The 13561-nt window shown below is 69.3% G+C and carries 13 protein-coding genes and 2 tRNA genes; 8 read left to right on the top strand and 7 right to left on the bottom strand.

All coding sequences use genetic code 11. The annotated features are described in order from the left end of the window. Positions 1–109: 109 nt before the first annotated feature. The gene (locus tag RNB18_RS47875) at positions 110–1210 is read left to right on the top strand and encodes a Leu/Phe/Val dehydrogenase (protein ID WP_311720464.1); all 1101 of its coding nucleotides are present in this window, start codon (positions 110–112) and stop codon (positions 1208–1210) included. Between the two features lie 281 nt (positions 1211–1491). Then, positions 1492–1743, top strand: coding sequence for a DUF3073 domain-containing protein (locus tag RNB18_RS47870; protein WP_311720463.1), 252 nt, complete (start codon positions 1492–1494; stop codon positions 1741–1743). A gap of 74 nt (positions 1744–1817) precedes the next feature. On the opposite strand, the gene purM is transcribed toward RNB18_RS47870, so the two are convergent. From purM to purS, 7 genes are all read right to left on the bottom strand, one after another. Then, complete coding sequence (gene purM / locus RNB18_RS47865) at positions 1818–2882, bottom strand: phosphoribosylformylglycinamidine cyclo-ligase (protein WP_311720462.1); 1065 nt, start codon at positions 2880–2882, stop codon at positions 1818–1820. Between the two features lie 45 nt (positions 2883–2927). Beyond that, on the bottom strand, positions 2928–4454 hold the full coding sequence (gene purF, locus RNB18_RS47860; RefSeq protein ID WP_057609342.1) for an amidophosphoribosyltransferase: 1527 nt from the start codon (positions 4452–4454) through the stop codon (positions 2928–2930). Between the two features lie 57 nt (positions 4455–4511). Next, positions 4512–5306, bottom strand: coding sequence for an META domain-containing protein (locus RNB18_RS47855; RefSeq protein ID WP_311720461.1), 795 nt, complete (start codon positions 5304–5306; stop codon positions 4512–4514). Between the two features lie 93 nt (positions 5307–5399). Then, positions 5400–6197, bottom strand: coding sequence for a maleylpyruvate isomerase family mycothiol-dependent enzyme (locus tag RNB18_RS47850; RefSeq protein WP_311720460.1), 798 nt, complete (start codon positions 6195–6197; stop codon positions 5400–5402). A gap of 104 nt (positions 6198–6301) precedes the next feature. Continuing rightward, positions 6302–8560 (bottom strand): phosphoribosylformylglycinamidine synthase subunit PurL, encoded by a 2259-nt coding sequence (gene purL, locus RNB18_RS47845; protein ID WP_311720459.1) that lies wholly within the window; start codon positions 8558–8560, stop codon positions 6302–6304. After that, on the bottom strand, positions 8557–9237 hold the full coding sequence (purQ, locus tag RNB18_RS47840; protein ID WP_057609335.1) for a phosphoribosylformylglycinamidine synthase subunit PurQ: 681 nt from the start codon (positions 9235–9237) through the stop codon (positions 8557–8559). The genes purL and purQ overlap by 4 nt, the downstream gene beginning before the upstream one ends. Further along, positions 9234–9497 carry a phosphoribosylformylglycinamidine synthase subunit PurS gene (purS, locus tag RNB18_RS47835; RefSeq protein WP_007383088.1) on the bottom strand — a complete coding sequence of 88 codons (264 nt, stop codon included), beginning with the start codon at positions 9495–9497 and terminating at the stop codon, positions 9234–9236. The genes purQ and purS overlap by 4 nt, the downstream gene beginning before the upstream one ends. A gap of 269 nt (positions 9498–9766) precedes the next feature. Between purS and RNB18_RS47830 the strand changes: the two genes are divergently transcribed. The 6 genes from RNB18_RS47830 to RNB18_RS47805 all read left to right on the top strand — a co-directional run bounded on the left by RNB18_RS47830 (position 9767) and on the right by RNB18_RS47805 (position 13498). Then, complete coding sequence (locus RNB18_RS47830; RefSeq protein ID WP_062041418.1) at positions 9767–10084, top strand: histone-like nucleoid-structuring protein Lsr2; 318 nt, start codon at positions 9767–9769, stop codon at positions 10082–10084. 124 nt (positions 10085–10208) lie between these two features. Further along, positions 10209–10280 (top strand) — tRNA-Gly (locus RNB18_RS47825). 80 nt (positions 10281–10360) lie between these two features. After that, a tRNA-Gly gene (locus tag RNB18_RS47820) sits at positions 10361–10436 on the top strand. 124 nt (positions 10437–10560) lie between these two features. Continuing rightward, positions 10561–11499 (top strand): ABC transporter ATP-binding protein, encoded by a 939-nt coding sequence (locus tag RNB18_RS47815; RefSeq protein WP_311720458.1) that lies wholly within the window; start codon positions 10561–10563, stop codon positions 11497–11499. Continuing rightward, on the top strand, positions 11496–12269 hold the full coding sequence (locus RNB18_RS47810) for an ABC transporter permease (protein ID WP_311720457.1): 774 nt from the start codon (positions 11496–11498) through the stop codon (positions 12267–12269). The genes RNB18_RS47815 and RNB18_RS47810 overlap by 4 nt, the downstream gene beginning before the upstream one ends. A gap of 14 nt (positions 12270–12283) precedes the next feature. Beyond that, complete coding sequence (locus RNB18_RS47805) at positions 12284–13498, top strand: sensor histidine kinase (protein WP_311720456.1); 1215 nt, start codon at positions 12284–12286, stop codon at positions 13496–13498. Positions 13499–13561 lie beyond the last annotated feature (63 nt).

Here is a 13561-nt window from a genome sequence, read left to right as displayed (position 1 = left end):
GCACTGCACGGTCATGGGCCGCCACAAGCCCTAATCTCGTGCTCACAGGTCCCGCCACCCTTACGGGCGCCTGTGTCCCATCGCCGCAATGTACCCAGGAGTCACCACAGTGACCGACGTAACCGGCGCCGCCGCCGACGTGCTGCACACCCTGTTCCACTCGGACCAGGGCGGCCATGAGCAGGTCGTGCTCTGCCAGGACCGCAGGAGCGGCCTCAAAGCCGTCATCGCCCTCCACTCCACCGCGCTCGGCCCCGCCCTCGGCGGGACCCGCTTCTACCCGTACGCGAGCGAGCAGGAGGCCGTCGCCGACGCGCTGAACCTCGCGCGCGGGATGTCGTACAAGAACGCCATGGCCGGGCTCGGCCACGGCGGCGGCAAGGCCGTGATCATCGGCGACCCGGAGCGCGACAAGAGCGAGGACCTGCTTCTCGCCTACGGCCGCTTCGTGGCCTCGCTCGGTGGGCGCTACGTCACCGCGTGCGACGTCGGCACGTACGTCGCCGACATGGACGTCGTCGCACGCGAATGCCGCTGGACCACCGGCCGCTCCCCCGAGAACGGCGGGGCCGGCGACTCCTCCGTCCTCACCGCCTTCGGCGTCTACCAGGGCATGCGGGCCAGCGCACAGCACCTGTGGGGCGACCCCTCGCTGCGTGACCGCAGGATCGGCGTCGCGGGCGTCGGCAAGGTCGGGCACCACCTGGTGGAGCACCTCGTCGAGGAGGGCGCCGAGGTCCTGATCACGGACGTACGCCAGGAGGCCGTGGAGCGGATCGCCGGCCGGCACCCCTCCGTCTCCCCCGTCGCCGACACCGACGCGCTGATCCGGACCGAGGGTCTCGACATCTACGCCCCCTGCGCGCTCGGCGGAGCCCTGAACGACGTCTCCGTGCCCGCGCTGACCGCGAGGATCGTGTGCGGCGCCGCCAACAACCAGCTCGAGCACCCGGGCGTGGAGAAGGACCTCGCCGACCTGGGGATCCTCTACGCGCCGGACTACGTGGTGAACGCCGGCGGGGTCATCCAGGTCGCCGACGAACTGCACGGGTTCGACTTCGAACGGTGCCGGGCGAAGGCCGCGAAGATCTTCGACACCACTCTGGCGATCTTCGCACGTGCGAAGGAAGACGGGATTCCGCCGGCCGCCGCGGCCGACCGGATCGCCGAGCAGCGGATGCACGAGGCGGCCAGGAAACCGGTGCGCTGACGTTTGACCGGTACCCGTCGGCGCACACTTAGAGAGAACTCTCACGTTCGTCGGCGGGTCGGCTCCGAAGAAGTGGTTAAAATCGCGGTTGACCAGCGGGGACGGGGCTCCCCGAGGGTTCTGGGCCAGGGCACGTGCTGCGGGCGACGTACCGTATGGGCGTGGGCTCAGGTACCGTGGAAGCCCTACGGACCGGTCTCTCTGCGGAGAGTCCGTTCTAGATCATGAACGCGTGTCAAGACTCTGGGGCCACCGAGCCCCGTATTCGAGGGGGTCGAGCCATGGGGCGCGGCCGGGCAAAGGCCAAGCAGACGAAGGTCGCCCGCCAGCTGAAGTACAGCAGCGGCGGGACTGACCTCTCGCGTCTGGCCAATGAGCTGGGCGCTTCGACTTCGAATCAGCCGCCGAATGGCGAGCCGTTCGAGGACGACGACGAGGAAGATGACCCGTACGCCCAGTACGCGGATCTCTACAACGACGACGAGGACGAGGACGACGAGTCCGGTCCTGCGTCTCAACGCCGCGGAGCTTGACGACCCAGCTGTGCGTAACCCGGTCCGGGGTGGTCCACACCACCGGACCGGGTTTTGCGCTGCCTGTCGGTTCCTTAGGCGTAGTCACCGACGAGTTCGGCACCCGTGGTGTGGTCACCGCGGTCTGTGATCTCGCCCGCGACCCATGACTCGACCCCGCGGTCGGCCAGGGTGGCCAGGGCGACGTCCGCCGACTCCTCGGGGACGATCGCGATCATGCCGACGCCCATGTTCAGGGTCTTCTCCAGCTCCAGGCGCTCGACCTGACCCGTCTTGCCGACGAGGTCGAAGACCGGGCCCGGCGTCCACGTGGTGCGGTCCACCACGGCGTGCAGGCCGTCGGGGATCACACGGGCCAGGTTGGCCGCCAGACCGCCGCCGGTGACGTGCGAGAAGGCGTGCACCTGGGCCGTGCGGATCAGGGCCAGGCAGTCCAGTGAGTAGATCTTGGTGGGCTCCAGGAGCTCCTCACCGAGGGTGCGGCCGAGCTCGTCGATCCGGGCGTCCAGGGCGAGGCCCGCCTGGTTCAGGAGCACATGCCGCACGAGCGAGTACCCGTTCGAGTGAAGACCCGAGGCCGCCATGGCGATGACCGCGTCACCCTTACGGATGCGATCCGCGCCGAGCAGCCGGTCGGCCTCCACGACGCCCGTACCGGCGCCGGCGACATCGAAGTCGTCCGGGCCGAGCAGCCCCGGGTGCTCGGCCGTCTCGCCGCCCACCAAGGCGCAGCCGGCGAGCACACAGCCCTCGGCGATGCCCTTGACGATCGCGGCGACCCGCTCGGGGTGGACCTTGCCGACACAGATGTAGTCGGTCATGAACAGCGGCTCGGCACCGCACACCACGATGTCGTCCATGACCATCGCGACCAGGTCGTGGCCGATGGTGTCGTAGACGCCCAGCTGGCGCGCGATGTCGACCTTGGTGCCGACGCCGTCGGTGGCGGAGGCGAGCAGGGGACGCTCGAAGCGCTTGAGGGCGGAGGCGTCGAAGAGTCCGGCGAATCCGCCGAGGCCACCGAGGACCTCGGGGCGCTGGGTCTTCTTCACCCACTCCTTCATCAGTTCTACGGCGCGGTCGCCCGCCTCGATGTCGACGCCCGCGGCTGCGTAGCTGGCACCAGTTGTCTCAGACATGGCTAGTGAGAACCTTCGTGTCGTACGGCAGGTATGACGGGCTGCCTACGGGCGACGGATCGCGTCGGCCGCGGCCGTGGCGGCGGGCCCTGCGGCCAGCTCGGTCTCCAGGAGCTGCTTGCCGAGCAGCTCGGGGTCCGGGAGCTCCATCGGGTACTCGCCGTCGAAGCAGGCGCGGCAGAGGTTCGGCTTGGCGATGGTGGTCGCCTCGATCATGCCGTCGATGGAGATGTACGCCAGGGAGTCGGCGCCGAGCGAGGTGCCGATCTCGTCGATGGTCATGCCGTTGGCGATGAGCTCGGCGCGGGTGGCGAAGTCGATGCCGAAGAAGCAGGGCCACTTCACGGGGGGCGAGGAGATCCGGATGTGGACCTCGGCGGCACCCGCCTCGCGGAGCATGCGGACCAGGGCGCGCTGGGTGTTGCCGCGGACGATCGAGTCGTCGACGACGACCAGACGCTTGCCCTTGATGACTTCCTTGAGCGGGTTCAGCTTCAGGCGGATGCCGAGCTGGCGAATGGTCTGGGAGGGCTGGATGAACGTACGGCCGACGTAGGCGTTCTTCACCAGGCCCGCACCGAAGGGGATGCCGGAGGCTTCCGCGTAGCCGATGGCCGCCGGGGTGCCGGATTCCGGGGTCGCTATGACCAGGTCGGCGTCGACGGGCGCTTCCTTGGCGAGCTTGCGGCCCATCTCCACGCGGGAGAGGTACACGTTCCGGCCGGCGATGTCGGTGTCGGGGCGCGCCAGATAGACGTACTCGAAGACACAGCCCTTGGGCTTCGCTTCCGCGAATCGGGAGGTGCGCAGGCCGTTCTCGTCGATGGCGACGAACTCGCCCGGCTCGATCTCGCGGACGTAGCTCGCCCCGCAGATGTCGAGGGCGGCGGACTCGGAGGCGACGACCCAGCCTCGCTCCAGGCGGCCGAGGACCAGCGGGCGGATGCCCTGCGGGTCGCGGGCGGCGTAGAGGGTGTGCTCGTCCATGAAGACGAGGGAGAAGGCACCGCGCACCTTCGGGAGGACGGAGTGGGCCGCCTCCTCGATGGTCAGGGGCTTGCCGTCCTCGTCGACCTGGGCCGCGAGGAGCGCGGTGAGCAGGTCGGTGTCGTTGGTGGCGGCCACACGCGGGCTACGGCCCTCCTGCTTGGGCAGGTCGGCGACCATCTCGGCGAGCTGCGCCGTGTTGACCAGGTTGCCGTTGTGGCCGAGCGCGATGGAACCGTGCGCGGTGGCACGGAATGTCGGCTGGGCGTTCTCCCAGGTGGAGGCGCCGGTGGTCGAGTAGCGGGCGTGACCGACCGCAAGGTGACCCTGGAGCGAACCGAGAGAGGTCTCGTCGAAGACCTGGGAAACGAGGCCCATGTCCTTGAAGACGAGGATCTGGGAGCCGTTGCTGACCGCGATTCCCGCGGATTCCTGGCCCCGATGCTGGAGGGCGTAGAGCCCGAAGTACGTGAGCTTGGCGACCTCTTCGCCCGGAGCCCAGACACCGAAGACGCCGCAAGCGTCCTGGGGGCCCTTCTCACCGGGGAGCAGGTCGTGGTTGAGTCGTCCGTCACCACGTGGCACGGCTCCGAGTGTAGGCGAGATCGACCACTGGTCCGAATTCGCGGAGAGTGGGCTTTCTTACTCCACGTGGGCCGTAACGCTGTCGCCGGAGGCGTCGGTGATCTTCAGGGAATCCTGTTTCTGCTGGTAGGAGACCTTGCCGGAGAGGATTTCGGCGAGCTCACGCTCGGCCTTCATCACCGGGCCCTCACACATCATGCGCGTGGTGGCGAAGCGCCCGAACTCGATGGTGCCGTCCTTGACGGTGGCCCTGCCGTTGAAGGTGTTGCAGCCGAGGCTGCCGGTGACGGTGTTGTTCTTGGTGAGAGTGAGGTAGGCGGTCTCGCCGAGGGACCAGCGAGTGCCCTTGAGGGCGGGGGCCTTCTCCTCGCGCAGGGTGATGGTGTCGTTCTGCGGGCTGGTCAGCGTGAGGGTCCTGGCGCCTGACGGCCCCTTCAGATCGGCCTTGAGGTCGTTGTCGAAGACGCCGACGAACTCCTCCTCGAACGTCCCCACCGCCCCCGGGCAGCCGATGAGTGTCCTGGCGAGGTCGGAGACCTTCACGGTGTCGCCCTGGATGTCCACATCGGCACCGATGCTGTTGCAGCCCACCGAACCACCGGACTTCCCGCCGCCGACGTCCGGTTCGGCGGCGCCGGGCTCGAAGTCGATGTGAGCGTGCCTGCGAGCACCCTTCTCGGGCAGGACGTAGTCCTTGCCGTCGACGGTGACCTTCCGGGGCACCCAGGAAGTGTCCGCGATGGTGGAGACGTCCTCGGTCCTGGTCCCCACGGTCTCCGTGCCACAGGCGGCCAGGACGGTGGTCCCGGCCAGGGCTGCGGCCGCGTACTTGGCGCATGTCGTCCGCTTCATGACTCTTTGACGCATGAGGCGGGCGGTGGGTTCGGTGCCGTTATCAGTCTGTTGTCATGTTCGCCGTCAGTATGTCCGTACGCGCCCGTGGGGTCAGCTCATGACCGGCAGCAGTCCGCCAAGGTCCGCCCGTTCCCCGCTCGCGCTGACCTTGGCCGCGTCGAGAGCGTCCTTCCAGGTCAGCCGCCCGGTGGCGAGCCGGATCCAGGTCAGCGGGTCGGTCTCGACGACGTTCGGCGGGGTGCCGCGGGTGTGCTTCGGCCCCTCGACGCACTGCACGACGGCGTACGGCGGCACCCGCACCTCGGTCGAACCGCCGGGCGCCTTCGCGGCTAGGGCGTCGGCGAGGAGGCGCGTGCAGGCGGCGAGGGCCTGACGGTCGTAGGGGATGTCGAGGCCGGGGACGGCGGCGCTCAGGTCGTCGGTGTGGACGACGAGTTCGACGGTGCGGGTGACCAGGTAGTCGGCGAGGGGCAGCGCGCCGGCGTTGGTCTCCAGGAGCCGGGTGCCGGGGTGGGTGTCCAGCAGCTCGGTCAGAGTCCGGTCGACGTCGGTGAGGTAGGCGTCGAGGTCGGGGTGCTGCTGGGCCAGGCCCCGGGTGAAGTCGGCGATGGCCGCGGAACTGGCGGAGGTGGCGAACGGCCAGTCGAGCAGCACCGCGTCCTGCCGCACGGGCGCGGGCCGGTCCAGGGCCCGGTGGACGGCGGTGACCGCCATCCCGATGTGCGCGACCAGCTCCCGTACGGTCCACTCCCCCAGCCGCGTCCGCAGCGCCAGTTGCTCGGGGGTCAGCGTGCGTACGGCTTCCCGTACGTTCCCGAGCTGGGCCTGGACGGCCGTGCGGATCTTGGCGGGGTCGTAGGCGCGGGCGCGCTTCCTGGCCGTGGGCATGACGGTGAGCCTAGTCGGCGCGGAAGTCGGACAAGGGGGGAGCCCCGCGAAGGCCGCGCCCGTCAGAACGACGGGCGGGGCCTTCGGAGTCGTACGGCCACGGCCTACTTCAGCAGGGCCGGGATCGTGTCCTCGTGCGCCCGGCGCAGCTCCTCCAGGGTCAGTTCGAACTCGCCCTGAAGCTCGACGGTGTCCCCGTCCACGACTCCGATACGGGTGACCGGCAGGCCCCGCGCACCGCACATGTCGTTGAAGCGGAGCTCCTCCGAGCGCGGTACGGCGACGACCGCGCGACCCGCCGACTCGGAGAAGAGGAGGGTGAAGGCGTCCAGCCCGTCCGGTACGACCAGGCGCGCGCCCTTGCCGCCGAGCAGCGCCGACTCCACGACCGCCTGGATCAGGCCGCCGTCGGAGAGGTCGTGCGCGGAGTCGATCATGCCGTCGCGGGAGGCGGAGATCAGGATCTCGGCGAGCAGCCGCTCGCGCTCGAGGTCCACCTGCGGGGGCAGCCCGCCGAGGTGGTCGTGGACGACCTGCGACCAGGCCGAGCCGCCGAACTCCTCACGCGTGTCGCCGAGGAGGTAGATCAGCTGGCCCTCCTCCTGGAAGGCGACCGGCGTACGGCGGGCGACGTCGTCGATGACACCCAGGACCGCGACCACGGGGGTCGGGTGGATGGCGACCTCGCCCGTCTGGTTGTACAAGGACACGTTGCCGCCCGTGACCGGCGTGCCCAACTGCAGGCAGCCGTCGGCCAGTCCACGGATCGCCTCCGCGAACTGCCACATCACGGCCGGGTCCTCGGGGGAGCCGAAGTTCAGGCAGTCCGAAACGGCGAGCGGCTTGGCGCCGGTCGTCGCCACGTTGCGGTACGCCTCCGCCAGCGCCAGCTGCGCGCCGGTGTACGGGTCCAGCTTCGCGTAACGGCCGTTGCCGTCCGTCGCGATCGCCACGCCCAGACCCGTCGACTCGTCGATGCGGATCATGCCGGAGTCCTCCGGCTGGGCCAGCACGGTGTTGCCCTGCACGAAGTGGTCGTACTGCGAGGTGATCCACTTCTTGGAGGCCTGGTTCGGGGAGGACACCAGCTTCAGGACCTGGTCCTTCAGCTCCTCACTCGAAGCCGGCCGCGGCAGCTTGTTCGCGTCGTCCGCCTGGAGCTCGTCCTGCCAGGACGGGCGGGCGTAGGGGCGCTCGTAGACCGGGCCGTCGTGCGCGACCGTGCGCGGGTCGACGTCGACGATCTTGCCGCCGTGCCAGTAGATCTCCAGGCGGTCGCCGTCGGTGACCTCACCGATGACGGTGGCGATGACGTCCCACTTGTCGCAGATCTCCAGGAACCGGTCGACCTTCTCCGGCTCGACGACCGCGCACATGCGTTCCTGCGACTCGCTCATGAGGATTTCCTCGGGCGAGAGCGTGGAGTCGCGCAGCGGTACGTCGTCCAGGGTCACGCGCATGCCGCCGGAGCCGTTCGACGCCAGCTCGGAGGTGGCGCAGGACAGGCCCGCCGCGCCCAGGTCCTGGATGCCGACGACCAGCTTCTCCGCGAAGGCCTCAAGGGTGCACTCGATGAGGAGCTTCTCCTGGAAGGGGTCGCCGACCTGCACGGCCGGACGCTTCGACGGCTTGGCGTCGTCGAAGGTCTCCGAGGCCAGGATCGACGCACCGCCGATGCCGTCACCGCCCGTGCGGGCCCCGTACAGGATGACCTTGTTGCCCGCGCCGGAGGCCTTCGCCAGGTGGATGTCCTCGTGCCGCATGACGCCGATCGCACCGGCGTTGACCAGCGGGTTGCCCTGGTAGCAGGCGTCGAAGACGACCTCGCCGCCGATGTTCGGCAGGCCCAGGCAGTTGCCGTAGCCGCCGATGCCGGCGACGACGCCGGGGAGCACGCGCTTGGTGTCCGGGTGGTCGGCAGCGCCGAAGCGCAGGGGGTCGACCACGGCCACCGGCCGCGCGCCCATCGCGATGATGTCGCGGACGATGCCGCCGACACCCGTGGCCGCTCCCTGGTAGGGCTCGACGTAGGAGGGGTGGTTGTGCGACTCGACCTTGAAGGTGACCGCGTAACCCTGGCCGACGTCCACGACGCCCGCGTTCTCGCCGATACCGACGAGCAGGGCGTCGCTCTGCGGGGCCTTCTCGCCGAACTGGCGCAGGTGCACCTTCGACGACTTGTACGAGCAGTGCTCGGACCACATGACCGAGTACATGGCGAGCTCGGCACCGGTGGGCCGGCGGCCGAGGATCTCCACGACCCGCTCGTACTCGTCCTTCTTCAGGCCGAGTTCGGCCCAGGGCAGCTCGACGTCGGGGGTCGCGGCCGCGTGCTCGACCGTGTCCAGAGGCGTCCGGCTCATGCGTTGACCAGCTTCTTGAGGATCGAGGTGAAGAAGGGGAGGCCGTCGGTGCGGCCGGTGCCGATGAGCGGCTCCACGGCGTGCTCCGGGTGCGGCATCAGGCCTACGACGTTGCCCGCCTCGTTGGTGATGCCGGCGATGTCGCGCAGCGAGCCGTTCGGGTTGAAGTCGAGGTACCGGAACGCGACCCGGCCCTCGGCCTCCAGCTTGTCGAGGGTGTACTCGTCGGCGACGTACCGGCCGTCCATGTTCTTCAGCGGGATGTTGATCTCCTGGCCGGCCGAGTAGTCGGTCGTCCAGGCGGTGTCCGCGTTCTCCACCCGCAGCTTCTGGTCGCGGCAGATGAAGTGGAGGTGGTCGTTGCCGAGCATCCCGCCCGGGAGCAGGTGGGCCTCGGTGAGGATCTGGAAGCCGTTGCAGATGCCGAGGACCGGGAGGCCGGCCTTCGCCTGCTCGATGAGGGGCTCCATCACCGGCGAGAAGCGCGCGATGGCACCGGCGCGCAGATAGTCGCCATAGGAGAAACCACCGCACAGCACCACGGCGTCGACCTGGTGGAGGTCCTTGTCCTTGTGCCAGAGAGCGACCGGCTCGGCGCCCGCGAGGCGGATCGCGCGCTGGGTGTCGCGGTCGTCGAGGCTGCCGGGGAAAGTGACGACGCCAATACGAGCGGTCACTTCGCGGCCTCCGCGACTTCCTCCACCTTGACGGTGAAGTCCTCGATCACGGTGTTGGCGAGGAAGGATTCCGCAAGATCGTGGATGCGGGCGAGCGCGGCCTCGTCGACCGGTCCGTCAACTTCCAGTTCGAATCGCTTTCCCTGACGTACGTCGGAGATGCCGTCGAAACCCAGTCGCGGCAGTGCACGCTGCACCGCCTGGCCCTGGGGGTCGAGGATCTCCGGCTTGAGCATGACGTCGACTACGACGCGTGCCACTGGCACTCCCGGTGGTGTGGTGCTGAGCAGGTTCCTTCAGACTACCCGCACAAAATTTCTACGCGCGTTGAGTTGTAGGAATCTACGTGACGGCCATCACGGCCCAGCACGGAGGCGGACGTCCGTGAAAATTTCCCGGAAAGATCTCAGATCGACACCCGATACCTATTGCGCTCGGACACGCGGAAGGATTTAGTCGAGCTTCACAATGCATTGTCGGGCACTGTACAAATGAATTGACAACGTGCCGCACGAAGGGACCGATATTCGTGGCGCAGAAGGTCGTGGTCACTCTCTTTGACGACATCGACGGCTCGGAAGCGGCGGAAACGATCGCCTTCGGACTCGACGGCAAGTCGTACGAGATCGACCTGAATCAAGCCAATGCCAAGAAACTGCGTAAGGCGCTCGAGCCCTACGTGGAGGCCGGCCGCAAGCGGTCCAGGTCCGGCAAGGCGTACCGGCAGACCGAGGTCGCTCCCGACCCGGCGGCGGTCCGGGCCTGGGCCCAGGCCAACAAAATGGACGTCCCCGCCCGCGGACGGATCCCCAAGAAGGTCTACGAGGCGTTCGCCGAGGCGCAGTAGAGCCTGTCGACGCCGGGTCACCCGCCCCTCGGACCAACCGACTTGCGTTGCACCCCACCTGGTCAGCTAGAGTCTGGAGCACGCCGAGGGGCGAGGCCGAAAAGGCCCAGCTCACGGAGTACACGCGGGTGTAGTTCAGTAGTAGAACATCCCCCTTCCAGGGGGAAGGCGCAGTGTGCAATTCCTGTCACCCGCTCTGCATCGCCGTCCGGACCACTCTGGTGGATCGGGTAGGATGGTGCTCGCGCCGATCGGTGAGAGCCGGTCGGAGGCAATGCGGACGTAGCTCAGTTGGTAGAGCGCAACCTTGCCAAGGTTGAGGTCGCCAGTTCGAACCTGGTCGTCCGCTCCATGAAAAGACCCCGGTCATCGCGACCGGGGTCTTTTTCATGTCCGGTGCTCCGTCTGACATTTGTCATACGGAGTGGTGACAGCGCGCACTGCTGTCGCATCCCGTCCGCCGGGACGCTGGCTTCATGAACACCGACGAACACGAACACGTGATTGAGGTCACCGGCCTGCGGCGTGTGTACGGGGGCGGGTTCGAGGCCGTGCGCGGGATCAGCTTCACCGTGGACCGCGGCGAGGTCTTCGCCCTGCTCGGCACCAACGGCGCCGGCAAGACCTCCACCGTCGAACTCCTCGAGGGGCTCGCCCCGCCGACCGACGGGCGGATCCGCGTCCTGGGCCATGATCCGTACACAGAGCGGGCCGCCGTGCGCCCGCGTACCGGGGTGATGCTCCAGGAGGGCGGCTTCCCGTCCGAGCTGACCGTCGACGAGACCGCGCGGATGTGGGCGGGCTGCGTCAGCGGGGCCCGGCCGCCGCTGGAGGTGCTGGATCTCGTCGGGCTCGCGCGCCGGACCGACGTACGGGTCAAGCAGCTGTCCGGGGGCGAGCGACGACGCCTCGACCTGGCGCTCGCGCTGCTCGGCGACCCCGAGGTGCTGTTCCTCGACGAGCCGACGACCGGCCTCGACGCCGAAGGACGCCGGGACACCTGGGAATTGGTGCGAGCGCTGCGGGACCGCGGGACGACCGTGCTGCTCACCACGCACTACCTGGAGGAGGCCGAGGATCTCGCCGACCGGCTGGCGATCCTCCACGAGGGACGGATCGCCGCCACCGGGACACCTGCCGAGGTGACCGCCGCGCAGCCGGCGCGGATCTCGTTCGAGCTGCCGGAGGGGTACTTCGTGGGAGACCTGCCACCGCTCGGGGAACTGGGGGTGAGCGGGCACGAGGTCGACGGCAGCGTCGTACGGCTGCGGACGCGGGAGCTGCAGCGGACGGCCACCGAACTGCTGGTGTGGGCCGACAGGGCCGGGGTCGAACTGCGGCGGCTCGATGTGCGGTCGGCCTCGCTGGAGGAGGCGTTCCTGGGGATAGCGGCGCGCGAGGAGGTCGCGGCATGAGCACGGTCACCACTCCCGCGAGCAGGCTGGGCGCCCTCGCCCGCGCCGAGTTCACGCTGCTCGGACGCAGCAAGGCCACGCTCGTCGCGGCCGTGCTGGTGCCCCTCGCACTGCCGTTCAGCCTGCGGTCCGTCGTGGACGACATGGACGTCGAGGAGGCCGGGCTGAGCGTCGGCCTGGTACTGCTGCCGGCCGCGGTCGGCTTCGCCCTGTTGTTCGGTGTGTACGGCGCCCTCGTCGGGATCTACACCTCCCGGCGCGAGGAACTGGTGCTCAAGCGGCTGCGCACCGGGGAGCTGCGGGACGTCGAGATCCTCTGCGGCACCGCGCTGCCGATCGGCGCGACCGGGCTCACGCAGTCCCTGGTGCTGGTGGCCGCGAGCACGGCCCTGCTCGACGTTCCCGCGCCGCACGCACCCCATCTCGCCGCCCTGGGACTGCTGCTGGGTCTGGTGCTGTGCGCCGCGCTCGCGGCCGTGACGGCGGCCGTGACCCGGACCGTGGAGAGCGCGCAGGTCACCACGCTGCCGTTCGTGATGATCTCGATGGTCCTCTCGGGCGTCGCCGTACCCCTCGAACTGCTGCCCGACAAGTTCGCGTCGGTGTGCGAGCTGCTGCCGCTGTCGCCCGTGATCACCCTGGTCCGCGGCGGCTGGGCGGGCACTCTCTCGGCGTACGAGGCCCTGGGCGCCATCGGGACCGCGGTGGCCTGGACCGTGCTGGCCGTGTTTGCTGTACAGCGGTGGTTCCGGTGGGAGCCGAGGCGCTGACGTACGGGGAGAGCATGCGCGAGGCAGGGGGCTGGTGGCGGCGGAAGAGCACGCCGGCGAAGGTGGAGACGTACACGCGCTGGTCGTTCCACTTCTTCGCGCTGATCTACGTCGCCTCGGTCGGTCTGCCGGTCTTCGGGCAGGTGACGGGGCAGCTCGCGGTCTGGTTGGTGCTGCTGGTGTGCGCGCATGCCGTGGTGTGTGCCGTGACCGCGTCGCTGGCGCTCGACTGGACGCGTGGGCGGCGCGAGCAGCCGGTGCGGATGCTCTGGGTGCTCGGGGCGGTCACGCTCGTCATCTCCGTCGCGGTGATCGGCATCGCCGAGCGGGGTCCGGACGACGACGGTCTCGACAGGGCGGCGGTCTCGGTGTTCGTGGGCGTGCTGACCTTCGCGGCCGGGATCGGCGCGCTCGGCGTCCGCAGGCGACGGCGTGTGCTCGCGCTGGTGGGCGGCTTCGCTGCGGGCGCCGCTCTCGGTGGCTTTCCCCTGGGTTACGGCGTCCCGGAGTCACTGGTCACCGGGATAGTGGTGCTGGTCGCCGCCGGATTCCTCGCCTTCACCTCCGTCTTCTCCGTCTGGCTCCTGAACGCCGTCTACGAACTCGACACGGCCCGCGAGACCCGCGCGCGGCTCGCCGTCGCCGAGGAACGGCTGCGGTTCGGGCGGGACCTGCACGACGTGATGGGGCGGAACCTGGCCGTGATCGCGCTGAAGAGCGAACTGGCCGTGCAGCTGGCGCGTCGGGGACGGGGCGAGGCCGTGGACCAGATGACCGAGGTGCAGCGGATCGCGCACGAGACGCAGCGCGAGGTGCGGGATGTCGTACGGGGATACCGGGAGGCCGATCTCGGGACCGAACTCACGGGAGCGCAAGGGGTGTTGACCGCCGCGGGCATCACCTGCGTGGTCACCGGGGAGCCGAACGGGTTGCCCGCCGAGGTGCAGTCGGCGCTCGGCTGGGTGGTGCGGGAGGCCACCACGAACGTCCTGCGGCACGGGGACGCCAAGCTGTGCGTGGTGGCTCTGCGGAGCGAGGGGGAGCGGGTGGTGCTGACCGTGGAGAACGACGGGGCCTCGCGGTCGCCGGGCACCGGCGGGTCCGGACTCGCCGGACTGCGGGAACGGCTCGCGGCCGTGGCCGGGACGCTGGAGACGGGGCCTGTCCGAGAGGGTGTGTTCCGGCTGGTGGCGGAGGTGCCGGTGGTGGCTACGGAGGGGGGCTCGTGACTGTGCGCGGGGCGGTGGAGGGGATGGGCTTGTGATCGTGCGCGTGGGTGTTGGAGGGGATGG

The sequence above is a fragment of the Streptomyces doebereineriae genome (assembly GCF_031845645.1).
Lineage (GTDB): Bacteria > Actinomycetota > Actinomycetes > Streptomycetales > Streptomycetaceae > Streptomyces > Streptomyces canus.
The sequence above is the reverse complement of the archived record's forward strand: the minus strand, read 5'-3'. Positions and strand labels throughout refer to the sequence as shown.